Source organism: Nocardia sp. NPDC041819 (assembly GCF_055590505.1).
Window position 1 is genome coordinate 142,209 of the sequence record NZ_JBVJAP010000003.1, and the last position, 15,941, is coordinate 158,149.

Consider the following 15,941-nt stretch of genomic DNA (forward strand, 5'->3'; position numbering starts at 1 on the left):
GGCGATGCTGAACAAATCCGTTCCCGTCGGGTTCGACACCGTGCTCGTCGCCAATCGCGGCGAGATCGCGGTCCGGGTGATCCGCACGCTGCGCGCGCTGGGCATCCGCTCGGTGGCCGTCTACAGCGACGCCGACGCCGACGCCCGCCACGTCCGCGAAGCCGACACGGCGGTGCGCCTCGGCCCGGCCCCCGCCCGGGAGAGCTACCTCGCCATCGATCGGGTGGTGGCCGCCGCCGTGCGCGCCGGCGCGCAAGCGGTTCATCCCGGCTACGGGTTCCTCTCGGAGAACGCCGCTTTCGCCGCGGCGCTGGCCGAGGCGGGCATCGTCTTCCTCGGCCCGCCCGCCCGTGCCATCGAGGTGATGGGCGACAAGATCACCGCGAAGAACACCGTGGCCGCGTTCGGCGTCCCGGTGGTGCCTGGCATCGCGACGCCCGGCCTGACCGACGACGACCTGATCGCCGCGGCCGCCGAAGTCGGCTATCCGGTCCTGGTCAAGCCGTCGGCGGGCGGTGGAGGCAAGGGCATGCGCCGGGTGGACGATCCGGCCCGGCTGCCGGAGGCGCTGCGCAGCGCCCGGCGCGAGGCGGCCGCCGCGTTCGGTGACGACACGCTGTTCCTGGAGCGTTTCGTCACCCGGCCGCGGCATATCGAGGTGCAGGTGCTCGCCGACCAGTTCGGCAACGTGCTGCACCTGGGCGAGCGCGAATGCAGCTTGCAGCGCCGCCACCAGAAGGTGATCGAGGAGGCGCCCTCGCCGCTGCTGGACGCGGCCACCAGGGCCAGGATCGGCACCGCCGCCTGCAACACCGCGCGCAGCGTGGACTACGTGGGTGCGGGCACCGTGGAGTTCATCGTCTCCGCCGACCGCCCCGACGAGTTCTTCTTCATGGAGATGAACACCCGCCTACAGGTGGAGCATCCGGTCACGGAACTGGTCACCGGCGTCGACCTGGTGGAATGCCAGGTCCGGGTGGCGGCCGGGCAGAAGCTGGCGGTGGCGCAGGACGACATCCGCATGGTCGGGCATGCGATCGAGGCCAGGGTGTACGCCGAGGATCCCGGACGCGGGTTCCTGCCGACCGGCGGCACGGTGCTCGACCTCCACGAGCCGGAGGGCCCCGGTGTCCGGGTCGATTCGGGTCTGCGGATCGGCACGCGCGTCGGCAGCGACTACGACCCGATGCTGTCGAAGGTCATCGCACATGCTGGTGATCGCACCGCCGCGCTCGCGAGACTCGATCGGGCGCTGGCCGACACCGTGCTGCTCGGGGTGACCAGCAATATCGAGTTCCTGCGCTTCCTGCTGGCCGATCCGGACGTGGCCGAGGGACGACTGGACACCGGCCTGCTGGACCGGCGGGTCGCCGACTTCCGTCCCGCTTCCGTCGGCGACGACGAGTTCGCCGCCGCCGCTGCCCGGCATTGGCTGCGTCGCTGGCCCGCCACCCCGCGCGATCCCTGGGAGGTCCCGTCCGGCTGGCGAATCGGAGCCGACGCGCCCACACCGATCCGGCTCGCGGGCGGGGAGCGGGTCGAGCACGTCCATCTCTCCGGTACACCCGGCGACGGCGCGGTTCGAGTCGGCGACAATGGTGAGACCCGCTCGCTGACAGCCGAATTCACCGGTGACCGATCCGCGGGCGTACTCACCCTCACGCTGGACGGCCTGCGCCGCACCTACCGGGTCGCCGAGCAGGACGGCCTGCTGTGGGTGGCCGGACCCTCCGGTATCGCGGCGCTGCGCGAGGTGGCCGAGGTCAACGTGCGCGGCGGCGACGAACACGTGGGCGACGCCGAGATCCGCTCCCCCATGCCGGGTTCGGTGATCGCGGCACCGGTCGCCTCGGGCGCCGCGGTCGCCGCGGGCGATCCGGTGGTCATCGTGGAGGCGATGAAGATGGAGCACTCGCTCACCGCGCCGGTCGCCGGAACCGTCGAACTACTGGTCGAGCCGGGCGCGCAGGTGCGCCTGGACCAGGTGCTCGCGCGCGTCGTCGCGCAGGCCGAAGCGAATCACGCCGAACGAGAAGGAATCCCCACATGACCGACTTCCTGTCCACCGGCACGCTGCCGGAGGAGTACCGGGATCTCGCGCTGACCGTGCGAGACTTCGCGCGGTCGGTGGTCGCTCCGGTGGCGGCCGAGCACGACGCGAACCACACCTTCCCGTACGAGGTGGTCGCGGGGATGGCCGAGATGGGCCTGTTCGGCCTGCCGTTCCCCGAGGAGTACGGCGGCATGGGCGGCGACTACTTCGCGCTGTGCCTGGCGCTGGAGGAACTCGGCAAGGTCGACCAGAGCGTGGCGATCACGCTGGAGGCGGGTGTCTCGCTCGGCGCGATGCCGATCTACCGCTTCGGCAACGACAAGCAGAAGCTGGAATGGCTGCCGCAGCTCACCAGCGGCCGCAACCTGGCCGCGTTCGGGCTCACCGAGCCGGGCGCGGGCAGCGACGCGGGCGGCACCAGGACCACCGCGGTCGCCGACGGCGGCGAGTGGATCATCAACGGCAGCAAGCAGTTCATCACCAACTCCGGCACCGACATCACCAAGCTCGTCACGGTGACCGCGGTGACCGGGCAGACCGGCGGGAAGAAGGAGATCTCCACCATCCTGGTGCCCACCGACACGCCCGGTTTCGTCGCCGAGCCGGCCTACAACAAGGTCGGCTGGAACGCCTCCGACACCCATCCGCTGAGCTTCACCGACGTGCGCGTGCCCGAGGAGAACCTGCTCGGCGAGCGCGGGCGCGGCTACGCGAACTTCCTGCGCATCCTCGACGAGGGGCGCATCGCCATCGCCGCGCTCTCGGTCGGGGCCGCGCAGGGTTGTGTGGACGAGAGTGTGCGCTACGCCAAGGAGCGCGAGGCGTTCGGCCAAGTGATCGGGCGCAACCAGGCCATCGCGTTCAAGATCGCCAGGATGGAAGCGCGGGCGCACGCCGCCCGGGCCGCCTATTACGACGCGGCGGCGCTGATGCTGGCGAACAAGCCGTTCAAGAAGCAGGCGTCCATCGCGAAGCTGGTGGCCAGCGAGGCCGCCATGGACAACGCCCGCGACGCGACGCAGATCTTCGGCGGCTACGGGTTCATGAACGAATACGCGGTGGCTCGGCACTATCGCGACAGCAAGATCCTGGAAATCGGCGAAGGGACGACGGAGGTGCAGCTGATGCTGATCGGACGGGAGCTGGGCCTGTGACCCGGCGCGCGGTCGTGCAGCGCGGCCTGTGGTTCGAGGAGTTCGACACCGAGGTGGTCTACGAGCACCGCCCCGGCCGCACCATCACCGAGGCGGACAACGTCCTGTTCACCACGCTGACCATGAATACCCAGGCGTTGCACCTGGACGCGGCGTTCAGCGACCGGCTGCCGCCGTTCAACCAGCGGCTGGTGAACTCGATGTTCACGCTGTCCACCTTGATCGGGCTGTCGGTGGCGCAGCTGACCCAGGGCACCATCGTGGCCAATCTCGGCTTCTCCGAGATCGCGTTCCCCAAGCCGGTGTTCCACGGCGACACCATGTACGCCGAGACCGTGGTCACCGACAAGCGCGAGTCCAAGAGCCGTCCGGGCGAGGGCATCGTGACCTTCGCGCACACCGGGCGCAACCAGCACGGCGACGTCATCGCCACGGCCGTCCGCAAGACGCTGGTCCGCAAAGCCCCGGTGGGCTCGGCGTGAGCGGTCAGGGCCGGAGACGGCAGCGCAGCGTGACCACGCAGGCCCCCGCTCACGCCGACAGCAGACACGGCGTGAGCGGTCAGGGCCGGAGGCGGCAGCAGGGCCTCGCGCAGGCCCGAAAGGACACGGTATGAGCTGGCAGATGGCGGGCCCGGCCTGGTTGTTCTGCCCGGCCGATCGCCCGGAACGCTTCGCGAAGGCGGCGGCCGCGGCGGATGTGGTGATCCTCGACCTCGAGGACGGCGTCGCCGCGCACGACAAGGCGGCGGCGCGCAAGGCGCTGGTGGATACCCCGCTGGATCCGGCGACCACCGTGGTGCGGATCAACGCGGCGGGCACCGAGGATCACGCGCTCGATCTCGCAGCCCTCGCAGGCACCGCCTACCGGCGGCTCATGCTGCCGAAATGCGAGTCGGCCGAACAGCTCGCGGGGCTGCCCGAGTACGAGGTGATCGCGCTGATCGAGTCTCCGCTCGGCGCGCTCACCGTCGGCCATGTGATGACGGCGCACAACGCGATCGGCGTCATGTGGGGCGCGGAGGACCTGGTGGCCGGGCTCGGCGGCACCGGGAGCAGGCACGCCGACGGCGGGTACCGCGACGTCGCCCGCCACGTGCGCTCCAGCACGCTGGTGGCCGCCAAGGCCTACGGCAAGTTCGCGCTGGACTCGGTGTATCTGAACATCCGGGATCTGGACGGGCTGCGCGCGGAGGCACAGGACGCGGTCGCGGTCGGGTTCGACGCCAAGGTCGCCATCCACCCGAGTCAGGTGGCGGTGCTGCGCGCCGCCTACGCACCTTCGGAGGACGAGGTCACCTGGGCCCGGCGGGTGCTGGAGGAAGCGCCGAAGCACCGCGGGGTCTTCGCCTTGGAGGGCAGGATGGTCGATGGCCCCGTGTTCCGGCACGCCGAGCAGATCGTGCGGCGCGCCGACCGCGCCTGAGCACCGAGTTTCCACAGTCAGGAGGACCGCGATGCAACCGCAATGGGTGCCGACCGAAGAAGACATCGCCGCCGCGAAGGTCACCGACTTCGCGCGATTCGTCGCCGAGCGCACCGGCGTGCGCACGGCCGACTATCACGCGCTGTGGCAGTGGTCGGTTCGGGATCTCGCCGGGTTCTGGCACGCGCTGTGGGACTACTTCCAACTCGGCGACGTCGCGGGCGAGGTATTGGCGAACGCCGAGATGCCCGGGGCGCAATGGTTTCCCGGCACCCGGCTGAACTACGTGGACCAGGTGATCCGGCAGCTGCGCACCGACCGGCCCGCGATCAAGGCGGTCAGCGAGGACGCGCCGATCCGGGAGGTGTCTTGGGCCGAATTGATCGATCACACCGCCGCTTTCGCGCAAACGCTGCGTTCGCTGGGTGTGCGGCCCGGTGACCGGGTGGCGGGGTATCTGCCGAACATCCCGGAGGCGGTGATCGCGTTCCTGGCCACCGCGAGCATCGGCGCGGTCTGGAGCGCCTGCGGGCAGGACTATTCCCCGAAAGCCGCGCTGGACCGGCTCGGGCAGCTCGAACCCACTGTGCTGGTCACCGCCGACGGCTACCGTTTCGGCGGCAAGGCGCACGACAAGCGCGAGGACGTCGCCGCCTTACGCGCGGGCCTGGACAGCTTGAAGGGCACGGTCGTGGTCCCCCGGCTCGGGCTAGAGGTACCGGACACGACCGCGTGGGACGACGCGATCACCAGCACCGAGTCGCTGCCGCCGGTGATCACCACCGAATCGGTGGATTTCGACCATCCGCTGTGGATCGTGTTCTCCTCCGGCACCACCGGCCTGCCCAAGGGCATCGTGCACGGCCACGGCGGCGTGCTGCTCGAACATCTCAAAGCCGTTGCCCTGCAATCCGACATCGGCCCCGAGGACACCTTCTTCTGGTACACCAGCCCGAGCTGGATGATGTGGAACTTCCAGATCGCGGGCCTGCTGGCGGGGGCCACCATCGTCACCTACGACGGCAGCCCGACCGCTCCTGCCCCCGACGCGCTGTGGCGCATCGCCGCCGAGGTCGGCGCCACCGTGCTGGGCGCCAGCCCCGGCTACGTGCTGGCGTGCATCAAGGCGGGCTCGGTACCGCGCACCGATCATGACCTGTCCGCACTGCGTGCCGTCGGCATCACGGGTTCCTCGCTGCCCACCTCCTCGGCGCTGTGGCTGGGCGAGAACGTCGGCGAGCACGTCCAGGTCTCCTCGATCAGCGGCGGCACCGACGTGGTGTCCGCGTTCATCGGCGGCGTGCCCACCGTGCCCGTGTGGCCGGGCGAGCTGTCGGCGCCCTATCTCGGCGTCGCGCTGGACGCCTTCGACCCGGCGGGGCAGCCGGTGCGCGGCGAGGTGGGCGAACTGGTCGTCACCGCGCCGATGCCGTCCATGCCGGTCGCCTTCTGGCGCGACGAGGACGGAAAGCGCTACCACGACGCGTATTTCGACATGTTCCCCGGCGTGTGGCGGCACGGCGACTGGATCACCATCACCGACCACCACAGCGTGATCGTGCACGGGCGGTCGGACTCCACGCTCAACCGGCACGGCATCCGGATGGGCAGCGCCGACATCTACCAGTCCGTCGAACGGCTCCCGGAGATCGCGGAGGCACTGGTGATCGGCGCCGAGCAACCCGACGGCGGCTACTGGATGCCCCTGTTCGTGACGCTGGCCCCCGGCGCCGAACTCACCGACGAGCTGAAAGCCCGCATCAACAGCACCATCCGCACCGAGGTCTCCCCCCGCCACGTCCCCGACGAGATCATCCTCGCCCCCGGCATCCCGCACACCCGCACCGGCAAGAAACTCGAGGTGCCGATCAAGAAACTGTTCCAAGGCGCCGACCCGGCCCGCGTCGTCGAACGCAGCGCGGTGGACAACCCGGACCTGCTCGACTGGTACGCCGCCGTGCGGCCCGGCACGCAGGGCTGAGGTCGCTCCCGAGAGCGGCCGCAGTGCCCGGATTTTCGCTTATCCACGCGAGACGGAATATCTAGTCGATGCTGCCCTGTGGCACGACCCAGACCTGGGGCTGCCTCGTCACCGCCGCGATGTGCTCGAAATCCGCGTCGTAATGGACCAGCACGGCCCCGTGGAATTCGGCAACGGCGGCAGTGAGCAGATCCACGATGCCCGCGGCCCGGTGGTGACCTTTGCGTGCCATCAACTGCTGGACTTCTCGTGCACGATCGGCGATCGTCTCATTGATCGGCAGGTTGACGTACAGAGCGCGACGGCGCTGTGAAATGTTCTGCAGATCGGCAAGATTGCGTCCCGAATAACCCGCTTCCAGATCTACCGTGACGCAGGTCGCGGCCGCACGGTCGGCGATAAGCCCTGCGATCACCGCGCGCACCGGCTCGTGCCCCAGCCTGGCGCTTGCGGAGGTGTCCACGAGGTGCAGTCGAAGAGGAGTGGTCTCGCTCAACGGCGAGCCTCGCGCATTATCTCGGCATCACCGATGTCGGGACCGACCCCGAAGCCGTACGGATCGGTCAAGACTTGCTCGATTCGGCGGCGCCGTTCAGCAACGAATTCCAGCGCCGCGTTCACCGTGTCCTTCTTGGTGGTGGTCCCCAGCTCTTTGGCAGCCAGGGCTAGGGCTTCGTCGTTCAGGTCGATCATCGTCTTCATATATACAAGAGTATATCCGTCGAAACCTTCAGAGCAATACACCAACGCCCGATGCATACCTCCGATCCAGCGCAGGGCGCGTATACGTACCCGCGAGTTCTCTCCAGCATCCCGCACTGAAAGAAAATGCCGGTCGCGAAGTTGTCCCGGCCCCTGCTCGACCGGTACGCCACCATCCGGCCCGGCGGAACTCGCCGCGAGGTCACCGCGGCGCAGTCGGCGCTATCCGCGGTAGGCGCGGCCGCCGATCGACGCAGTGAAGACCGCCGGCCGTGCGCCGCGGGCGGCGGCAGACGCAGCGGTACAGTCGAATTCGGCCGAAACGTGGTCGCGACGTATCCGGTTCCCCGAAGGTCCGCGCTCCCGGATGACCGCGGGCTCCGGGCAGCGACTCCGCCCGGGCGGTGGCCGTCGGGCATGGACCAGCGTCCGGGTTTCTCCTAGCGTGGAAGCGACAGCCAGTCCGATACCCGCGTGGAGGTGGCATCGTGGCCGCACAGGACGTCCGAGAGCGAACCGAGCACGAGGGGTTCCCGCCCGGGCCGCCGCTGCCGCCGCTCGTGCAGAGCGTGTTGTTCCAGCGGGACCGGGCCCGCTTCCTCACCGCGATGGCGCGCCGCTACGGCGACGTCTTCGCCCTGCGGGTCCCGCCGTTCGCCGACCGCGTGGTGGTGTACTCCCGCCCCGAACACATCAAGGAGATCTTCGCTGGCGACCCGCACGATCTGCACGCGGGCGAGGGCAATCAGATCCTGGGCGCGATCATGGGTCCGCATTCGCTGCTGCTGACCGATGAGGCCGAGCACGCGCGGGCGCGCAGGTTGCTCATGCCCGCCTTCAACGGTTCCGCACTGCGCGGCTACCGGGCACTGATCACCGAGATCGCGGCGGCGGAAGCGGCGAGCTGGGCGGCCGGGTCCACGGTGCGCATGCTGGACCAAATGAACGCGCTCACCCTCGAGGTGATCACGCGGGTGGTCTTCGGCGTCACCGACGAGCGGACCAAAGCCGAACTGAGCCCGCGACTGAACCGGATCGTCCACCTGAACCCGCTGATCTTCCTGGGCTTCAAGAACGACCGAATGCGCCGGATCGGGCCGTGGCGGAAGTTCGCCGAGAACCTGACGGCGGTGGACGACCTGCTCTACGCCGAGATCGCCGAACGGCGGCGCGCGACCGATCTGGCCGAGCGCGCCGATGTGCTGTCGCGCCTGCTCCAGGTCGGCGCGGGCGACGACGACGCGCCGCTCACCGATGCCGAGCTGCGCGACCAGCTCATCACCCTGCTGCTGGCCGGGCACGAGACCACCGCCTCGGCGCTGTCCTGGGCGCTCTACGAACTCGCCGCCGACCCCGAGATCCAGCGGTCGGCGGCGGAGGCCGCGCGCACGGGCGACGAGAAGTACCTCGACGCGGTGCTCAAGGAGGCCATGCGGTTGCACACCATCATCTCCGGCACCAATCGAAAACTGACCAGGGACATGACGATCGGAGGGCGGCGGCTCCCCGCGGGCACCGTTGTCGCCACTTCCATCGTCCTCGCACACCGGCGTACGGACGCCTACCCCGACGTCGCCGTGTTCCGTCCGGCCCGCTTCCTCGACGCGGTGGCGCCGAACACCTGGCTGCCGTTCGGCGGAGGCGTGCGGCGATGCATCGGCGCGGGGTTCTCGCTATTGGAAGGCGTCACCGTGCTGCGGGAAATCCTCCTCCGCCACGCCCTTTCGCTGCCGGCGGACGGCAAGCCGGAGCGCGGCAGGGTCCGCAACATCACCACCGTGCCGGGCGGCCGGGCGCGGGTGCTGATCAGCCCGCGCGGCTGACCAAATATGTGAACAATGATTCTTTGCATGATCTGCTGTTGTACTGGCTCTATCGTGGTGTAAGTTTATCTGTGTTCGACAATCTGTCCGGCCTGGCGCGCATGGTGCCCCTGCGCTCGGCCGATTCCGGTTGTCGGCTTCCGGACGCACCGGCGCGCACATCCCGCCTTATCGCATGCCGGCGCGCACCGGAGAACAGGTACAGCTCCCGGGGGCCGCTCATCCCCGGGAGCCGTATCCCGTGACGCGGCGACCCCGGCCATACGGCCAGGTCGTTACGATGTTCCTCATGAGTGTCGACAATCGCCGTACGGCGCGGAAGGCGAGCAGCGGCGACTCGGCACCTCGGGAGATCCGGCGCAGGCCGAAGAATCGCCGTGCCCAGATCGCCGCAGCGTCGGCGGCCGCGTTCGGCGCGCTCGGCTACCACGGCGTGAGCATGGACGACATCGCCTCCGGGCTCGGCATCAGCTCCGCGGCGCTGTACCGCCACTATCCGAGCAAGTACGCGCTGTTCCGGGAGGAACTGCTGCGCGTCGGCCGGGCGATGACCGAATCGGTCGAGCTGCCCGAGGAGGCGGCGGACTGGCCCGCCGAACAGCGGCTCCAGCATGTACTCGACGCGCTGATCGCGGTCACCATCGACAATCGCCCCACCGTCACGCTGGTGCGCTGGGAGGTCAGGTACCTCGAGCCGGACGACCAGATCACGCTCAACGACCAGCAGGCCACGGTGCTCGGCGCGCTGGGCAGCCAACTCGCCGCGCTGCGCCCCGAACTCGCCGAGCAGGACGTGCGCGTGCTGCGCGCCGCCCTGCTCAGCACGATCACCAGTATCGCCGACCACCACGCCGCCCTGCCGGTGAAACCCCTTGCCCGCCTTTTGCATTCGGCCTGCTGGTCGGTCGCGCACGCGAAACTGCCCGCCACGCGGCCGGTCGAGCCGGTCGCGGTGGTGGAGATCCCGGATTCCTTCAAACACGAACTGCTGCTGCGCAAGGCAGTCGAGCTGTTCCACGAGCGCGGCTACCCCAACGTCAGTGTCGAGGACATCGCCACGGCCGCAGGGCTTTCGGCCGCCTCGGCGGTGTACCGGTTCTACCGCGGCAAGAGCGATATCCTGGCCGCCGCGTTCCGGCGGGCCGCCGAACGTGTTTCCGGCGCCGTCGGCCCCGCCGTGGCCGCGGCCACCGGCTCCGAGGACGCGCTCACGGCGCTGATCACGCAGTATGTGGCCGGATCGTTCGCCGAACGCGCGCTCACCTTCGTGTACTACACAGAGTTCCAGCACGTTCCGGTCGAGGAGCGCACGGTGCTGCGCAATATCCAGCGGCTCAGCGTCGAGGAGTGGGCCCGGTTGCTGCGCGAGGTGCGCCCGGAACTCGCTCCGGCGGAGGCACGCATTCTGGTGCACGCCGCCTTCGCGGTGGTGGTCGATCTGGGCCGCGCCTTCGGCGACGAGCCGCTGGCCGCCCAGGATCGGGTGCGGCTGCTGATGCAGTTGGTGCTGTTCGGGCGGCCCGCGCGCTAGCCCGGTATGTTATCGATAATTCTCGATCAACCGGCTCCATAGTGCGACATGAAGGCCGGTTCACAGCTTCTTTGTGATCTACCATTCACTTGTTCCCCAGGTAGGGCAGCATCGGTGTACCAAACGTTGGCTTGGGCTACCATCGCGGCATGGGTGCCCAGGACCGCCACGCTGCGGACAAGGCGGCCGACGGGACACCGGCACGGGTGATCCGGCGCCGCCCACGCGACCGCCGCGCGCAGATCGCGGCCGCGTCGGCCGAGGCGTTCGGTGCGCTGGGCTACCACGGCGTCAGCATGGACGACATCGCCTCCCGGCTCGACATCAGCTCCGCGGCGCTGTATCGCCACTATCCGAGCAAGTACGCCCTGTTCCGCGAGGAAGTGCTGCGGTTGGGCACGGTCAGTCAGGAAGCGGCCCAGCTGCCGGATGCCACCGGCCTGCCCCCAGCGCAACGGCTCGAACGCGTGCTCGACGCCCTGATCGACGCGGCGATCGCCAACCGGCGCAGCGCCGCGTTGCTGCGTTGGCAGCGGCGCTACCTGGAGGACGCCGACGCGGCCACCCTGGCCGATCAACTCGCGGGGGTGAACGCGGCGCTCACCTCGCTGCTCGCGGAGACCAGGCCCGCGCTGCCCAAGGCCGACCGCTCCGTGCTCGCCGCCGCGGAGCTGAGTGTGCTCAGCAGCATCGGCGATCACCACGTGTCGATTCCGGTGCGGGCGCTCACCGCGCGGCTGACCGCGGCCTGCCGCGCACTCGCCGCGTGCGAGCTGCCGCCTGCCGGTAACGCCGAAGCCGAGAGCTTCGCCGCGACCGAGATCCCGCTGACCTTCAAACACGAATTGCTGCTGATGCGCGCGGTCGAGCTGTTCCACCAGCGTGGATACCCGAACGTCAGCGTGGAGGACATCGCGACCGCCGCCGGGCTGCCCGCCTCATCGGCGGTGTACCGGTTCTACCGTGGCAAGGGCGACATCCTCACGGCGGCGTTCCGCCGGGCGGCCGATCGAGTGTCGGCCGCCATCGGCCCGGCCGTCGCCGCCGCCGAGACGCCGGAGCAAGCGCTCGACACCCTGATCGAGTTGTACGTGGCGGGCTCGTTCGCCGAGCGCGAGCTCACCTTCGTCTACTACGCCGAGATCAGCAACGTGCCGCCGGAGGAGCGCACCGTGCTGCGCAACATCCAGCGCCTCAATGTCGAGGAGTGGGCCAAACTGCTGGTCGGCGTGCGGCCCGAGCTATCGGCCGCCGAGACGCGCCTGCTGGTGCACGCCGCGTTCGCACTGGTCGTCGACCTGGGTGAGCGTTTCGGCTCCACCGACCCGGCGTGCTCGCCGCGACGCGTGATCCGCCTGATGCAGGCGATCCTCTTCGACCGGCCTGCGGTCCCCACGCCGTAGCCCGCCGATTCGCGGACGAAACGCCCCACCAGTGGCACATGGCTGCGCCATTTCTCGAGTAGGTCCCTCGGTGGTGTGCCACTCGCTGCGGGTGGGCCGAGTACGGTGGGGCCCGTGCCATCCACCGGGGGGATGCCGGTGCGCCGGACGTGAGGCGCAGGTGTCGACGTCGGGTCGGCCGGGGACCCGGTGGGTGTTTACGCCACCGGCGAACACCGCGGTGGGAATCGACCTCGCGACAGCGCTGTTGCGGCAGGAGAGCGCGCGCCCGGACCGGCGCGACGCTCGCAGAGCATTCGCGCAGTTTCCGACTTCGGAAGGAACATCAACATGAGCACAGATCTCGACGCGCAGACCGCGGCGGCGTCCGGAACCTTCGCCGTCGGCGGCGATCTTCCGGTGCATCGACTCGGGTACGGCGCGATGCAGTTGACCGGCCCAGGGGTGTGGGGCGACCCCGAAGACCCGGACGAGGCGGTGCGCGTTCTGCGCCGCGCGGTCGAGCTCGGCGTCAACTTCATCGACACCGCCGACTCCTACGGCCCGTTCGTCAGCGAGAAGCTCATCCGTAAGGCCCTGCGTCCTTACCCGGAGGACTTGGTGATCGCCACCAAAGCCGGTCTCACGCGTCAGGGGCCCAACGAATGGCGTCCGGTCGCCCGGCCCGAATACCTGCGCCAGCAAGCCGAACTCAGCCTGCGCCACTTGGGCGTCGACCGCATCGACCTGTACCAGCTGCACCGCATCGACCCGCAGGTGCCGCTGGCCGACCAGCTCGGTGAACTCGTCGCGCTCCAGCAGGAGGGCAAGATCCGGCACATCGGCCTCTCCCAGGTCACCGTCGAACAGCTGCGCCAGGCACGCGAACTCGCCCCCATCGTCTCGGTGCAGAACCTGTACAACTTGGCCAACCGCGCCGACGAGGACGTGCTGAACTACGCCGAGCAGGAGAACATCGGCTTCATTCCGTGGTTCCCGATCGCCACGGGCCAACTCGCCGCCCCCGGCGGACCGCTCGCGGCCATCTCCGCCGACCACGGCGCGTCCCCCGCCCAACTCGCCCTGGCCTGGTTGCTGCGCCGCTCCCCCGTGATGCTGCCGATCCCCGGTACCTCCAGCGTCGCGCACGTCGAGGAGAACATCGCCGCCGCGCGAATCACGCTGACAGACGAAGAATTCGAAGCCCTCTCGGCAGCCACCGAATAGACGGGAACCGACCGCCCGCCCATCCCGGGTTCCCCACGAGTGGCATATCGGCGAGAGGCCTACTCGCGATTCGCCGCAGCCGTGTGTCACTCACGACCGGCGGCGCCGAGGTGGGTGTGGGTCGATGTTCCCCTCCGACATCGACTCGGGAGCGGGAACTCGGGGAGAGGGTGGGGGACGGTGGTACCGGTCGGGACTCCCTCGCCGAGTCCCGACCGGTGGGTGAACTGCGCTGCCGGGCGGATCACGCTGGGCGGCAACGAGTTCGGTGCGCCGACGGTCGGTCAGCGCGAGTATCCGTCGGCCCGGCTGTCGGGGATGACGCGGCCGGAGGCGACCAGGGTGCGGAAGGCCGCCCGCTTGTGGGGGCAGGCGTCGGCGCGGCAAGGGCGGTGGCCCTGCATCACCCGGTGCGCCTGTTCGATGGTCATCGGATGCTCGGGCGGGCGGTGCGCGTCCTCGGCGCTGCCGTGCGGCAGACACGATCCGACACCGATGATGGCGGCCACCAGCAGCGTGCACGCGCCGAGCATGCTCAGCAGCGGTTCCACGGCGGGTTACTGGTCGGCGTCCTGCCGGAAACAGAACGCCGACGCGGTTAGGTACTGACGGCAGCTCGCGCCGTGACCGGCGTGGACGGCGCGGAGAAACCGTGCGCGGTCGTAGGTCAGGCCGAGCGGTTCCTGCGTGCAGTCGCGGCTTTGCACCAGCCACAATTCTCTGACGTCCGAGTGCAACACGTCCATCTTTCACCTCCACTTGGGCAGTGCACCCGGCACCGAGAAGGCGCCGCCGGATCGCGCTCGACACGGATGGATCGGGCCGTGTCGGGACCGTGCGCCGGGTTCCGGACAACGGGCGCCCTCGACAGGGTTTGGGCGGACCCCCGATGCCGGGTGCGGTTCAACAGTGCGCGTTGCGATTCGGTAGATAACAGACCCGAATGCGGTAATTGCGAGTACTTTCCGTTTGTAGCGGCCTGGAGCGAGGAAGAGAGACCTATGGTGGAGGTCGACTGGACGGGCGAAGCTGTACATGCGCTTCGCACGGCGATGAAGCGAAGCCGTTACGAATTCGCGCGTCTGGTGGGCGTCACACCGCGCACCGTGGTCCTGTGGGAGAACGGCCGGACAACCCGGATGCACGCCGCTAGCCAGCGTCTCCTCGACAGAGTCCTGTCGCAGGTCGATTCCGTCGTCGCAGAACGATTCGAGCGTGCGATCGTCACGGGCCGGGCGACCGCCCCCGACTACGAAAGCGCCGATTCGGCGCCCGAAAGGCACACCAAGCTCGGTAGGGAAATCGGGCTCGACAAGGAAGTCGAGGAAGACGACGTGAGAAGGCGAGAACTGCTGGCCTGCATCGGCGCGGGCCTGGCAGGCCAGGCGGCGGACCTGGTGGCGAGCGAACCGGAACGGATGCTGGCAACCCTCGACGCGGGGTCGATCAGCGAACGGCGACTGGCGTTCCTGGAGCAGTCGGCCGAGGTCCTCGGCACGCGGGTGGTGCAGGTGCCGCCGCACGAACTGCTGCAGACCGGGCTCGAGCAATTCCGGATGGTCCGAAGCTGTCTCGGCGAACGGCAGCCCACGCATCATCAGGTCCGGCTGGTGCGCACGGCGGGCAGGCTGGCGAACGTGGTCGGCGAGATCCTGTTCAACGAGGGGCATTTCGGCCAGGCGCGGATGTGGTATGCCACCGCGATCCATGCCGCGCAGGACATCGGCGACCGCTATTCGGAGGACATCGCCCTGGCCGGGCTCGCGTATTTGCCCACCTATAGCGATAAGCCGAAGGAAGTTTTGCAGTTACTCGACGGCCGATTGCAAGAAAATCCGTCCTACGGCGCGGCCGCCGCGTGGTTGTGGGGAATGGCGGCGCGCGCGCACGCCAGTCTCGGGCACGCCGACGAATTCGCGCGCTGTATCGCGCGTTCGGCATCGGCTTTGGAAGACGTCGGCCCGGAAGACCTTTCGGTCGGTATTTTTTCTTTCCGCCCCGAGAAACTCGCCTTTTATCAGGCGATCGGATATTCCCGCCTCGGCCGCGCCGACGAGACCGCCGTGGCGGCCGCCCGCGCGATGGCGCTGTACGACCCGTCGGAGACCATGGAGCCCGCCCTGGTCCGCTTCGAGCACGCCACGGCGCTGCTGGCCTCCGGCGAGATCGAGGAAGCCTGCGCGGTGGCGACCAGCGCCATCACGAACGCGCACACCTACGTCGGTCTCACCGTCACCCAGCGCGCCAAGCAGTTCGACTCGGCGCTCGGCGGCCTGCGCACCAGAGCCGTCGGTGAATGGCGCCAGCACGCGCACGCGGTGATCGACGCGGCGCAGGTCAAGGCCTGAGGCGGAGCGCGCCGGTCGGCAGGGGGGATGGGGACCGGCGCGCCCGCGCATTCAGGTGGTCAGTTCGCCTCGGTGGACATGGCCTCGATGAGCGACTTGGGGCGCATGTCCACCCAGTGCGTCTCCACGTACTCCAGGCAGGACTTGCGATTGGCCGCGCCGTAGGCGATGGTCCAGCCACCGGGGACGGCGGCGAAGACCGGCCACAAGGAGTGTTCGCCCTCTTTGTTGATCAGGACGTAGAACTTGGCGTCGTCGTTTTCGAACGGGTTGGTCATTTCGGATTTTCCTTCTTCCTGGTCGGGTCAGGGGGAT

Annotated in this window: 15 protein-coding genes; 10 read left to right on the top strand and 5 right to left on the bottom strand. The window is 69.1% G+C overall.

Annotated elements, in window-relative coordinates:
* The first annotated feature begins 4 nt into the window (after positions 1-4).
* From ACZ6DL_RS12490 to ACZ6DL_RS12510, 5 genes are all read left to right on the top strand, one after another.
* Positions 5-2,050 carry an acetyl/propionyl/methylcrotonyl-CoA carboxylase subunit alpha gene (locus ACZ6DL_RS12490; RefSeq protein WP_466050690.1) on the top strand — a complete coding sequence of 682 codons (2,046 nt, stop codon included), beginning with the start codon at positions 5-7 and terminating at the stop codon, positions 2,048-2,050.
* Positions 2,047-3,207 carry an acyl-CoA dehydrogenase family protein gene (locus ACZ6DL_RS12495; protein ID WP_393233406.1) on the top strand — a complete coding sequence of 387 codons (1,161 nt, stop codon included), beginning with the start codon at positions 2,047-2,049 and terminating at the stop codon, positions 3,205-3,207. The genes ACZ6DL_RS12490 and ACZ6DL_RS12495 overlap by 4 nt, the downstream gene beginning before the upstream one ends.
* On the top strand, positions 3,204-3,689 hold the full coding sequence (locus ACZ6DL_RS12500) for a MaoC family dehydratase (protein WP_466050692.1): 486 nt from the start codon (positions 3,204-3,206) through the stop codon (positions 3,687-3,689). The genes ACZ6DL_RS12495 and ACZ6DL_RS12500 overlap by 4 nt, the downstream gene beginning before the upstream one ends.
* Positions 3,690-3,819: 130 nt before the next feature.
* Positions 3,820-4,632 carry an HpcH/HpaI aldolase/citrate lyase family protein gene (locus tag ACZ6DL_RS12505; protein ID WP_466050694.1) on the top strand — a complete coding sequence of 271 codons (813 nt, stop codon included), beginning with the start codon at positions 3,820-3,822 and terminating at the stop codon, positions 4,630-4,632.
* 31 nt (positions 4,633-4,663) lie between these two features.
* Positions 4,664-6,613, top strand: coding sequence for an acetoacetate--CoA ligase (locus tag ACZ6DL_RS12510; protein ID WP_466050696.1), 1,950 nt, complete (start codon positions 4,664-4,666; stop codon positions 6,611-6,613).
* Between the two features lie 61 nt (positions 6,614-6,674).
* Here the strand turns inward: ACZ6DL_RS12510 and ACZ6DL_RS12515 are convergent, their stop codons facing one another.
* Together ACZ6DL_RS12515 and ACZ6DL_RS12520 are read right to left on the bottom strand one after the other, a co-directional pair.
* Entirely contained in the window at positions 6,675-7,076 is a 402-nt protein-coding gene (locus tag ACZ6DL_RS12515) for a PIN domain nuclease (RefSeq protein ID WP_391464875.1), read from the bottom strand.
* A gap of 29 nt (positions 7,077-7,105) precedes the next feature.
* Entirely contained in the window at positions 7,106-7,372 is a 267-nt protein-coding gene (locus tag ACZ6DL_RS12520) for a type II toxin-antitoxin system VapB family antitoxin (RefSeq protein WP_466050698.1), read from the bottom strand.
* 431 nt (positions 7,373-7,803) lie between these two features.
* On the opposite strand from ACZ6DL_RS12520, the gene ACZ6DL_RS12525 reads away from it, so the two are divergent.
* The 4 genes from ACZ6DL_RS12525 (at position 7,804) to ACZ6DL_RS12540 (ending at position 13,278) form a co-directional block, all read left to right on the top strand.
* Entirely contained in the window at positions 7,804-9,138 is a 1,335-nt protein-coding gene (locus ACZ6DL_RS12525) for a cytochrome P450 (protein WP_466050700.1), read from the top strand.
* Between the two features lie 289 nt (positions 9,139-9,427).
* A complete protein-coding gene (locus tag ACZ6DL_RS12530; RefSeq protein ID WP_466050702.1) occupies positions 9,428-10,669 on the top strand; it encodes a TetR/AcrR family transcriptional regulator in 1,242 nt (413 codons plus the stop codon).
* A 149-nt stretch (positions 10,670-10,818) separates the two neighbouring features.
* On the top strand, positions 10,819-12,072 hold the full coding sequence (locus ACZ6DL_RS12535) for a TetR/AcrR family transcriptional regulator (protein WP_466050704.1): 1,254 nt from the start codon (positions 10,819-10,821) through the stop codon (positions 12,070-12,072).
* A gap of 330 nt (positions 12,073-12,402) precedes the next feature.
* The gene (locus tag ACZ6DL_RS12540; protein ID WP_466050706.1) at positions 12,403-13,278 is read left to right on the top strand and encodes an aldo/keto reductase; all 876 of its coding nucleotides are present in this window, start codon (positions 12,403-12,405) and stop codon (positions 13,276-13,278) included.
* A gap of 284 nt (positions 13,279-13,562) precedes the next feature.
* Here the strand turns inward: ACZ6DL_RS12540 and ACZ6DL_RS12545 are convergent, their stop codons facing one another.
* Positions 13,563-13,829 carry a hypothetical protein gene (locus ACZ6DL_RS12545; protein ID WP_466050708.1) on the bottom strand — a complete coding sequence of 89 codons (267 nt, stop codon included), beginning with the start codon at positions 13,827-13,829 and terminating at the stop codon, positions 13,563-13,565.
* A gap of 6 nt (positions 13,830-13,835) precedes the next feature.
* Complete coding sequence (locus ACZ6DL_RS12550; protein ID WP_466050710.1) at positions 13,836-14,024, bottom strand: hypothetical protein; 189 nt, start codon at positions 14,022-14,024, stop codon at positions 13,836-13,838.
* A 150-nt stretch (positions 14,025-14,174) separates the two neighbouring features.
* Here ACZ6DL_RS12550 and ACZ6DL_RS12555 point away from each other — a divergent pair, with 150 nt between their 5' ends.
* On the top strand, positions 14,175-15,626 hold the full coding sequence (locus ACZ6DL_RS12555; protein ID WP_466050712.1) for a helix-turn-helix domain-containing protein: 1,452 nt from the start codon (positions 14,175-14,177) through the stop codon (positions 15,624-15,626).
* 59 nt (positions 15,627-15,685) lie between these two features.
* On the opposite strand, the gene ACZ6DL_RS12560 is transcribed toward ACZ6DL_RS12555, so the two are convergent.
* Complete coding sequence (locus ACZ6DL_RS12560) at positions 15,686-15,904, bottom strand: MbtH family protein (RefSeq protein WP_466050714.1); 219 nt, start codon at positions 15,902-15,904, stop codon at positions 15,686-15,688.
* Between the last annotated feature and the right edge of the window lie 37 nt (positions 15,905-15,941).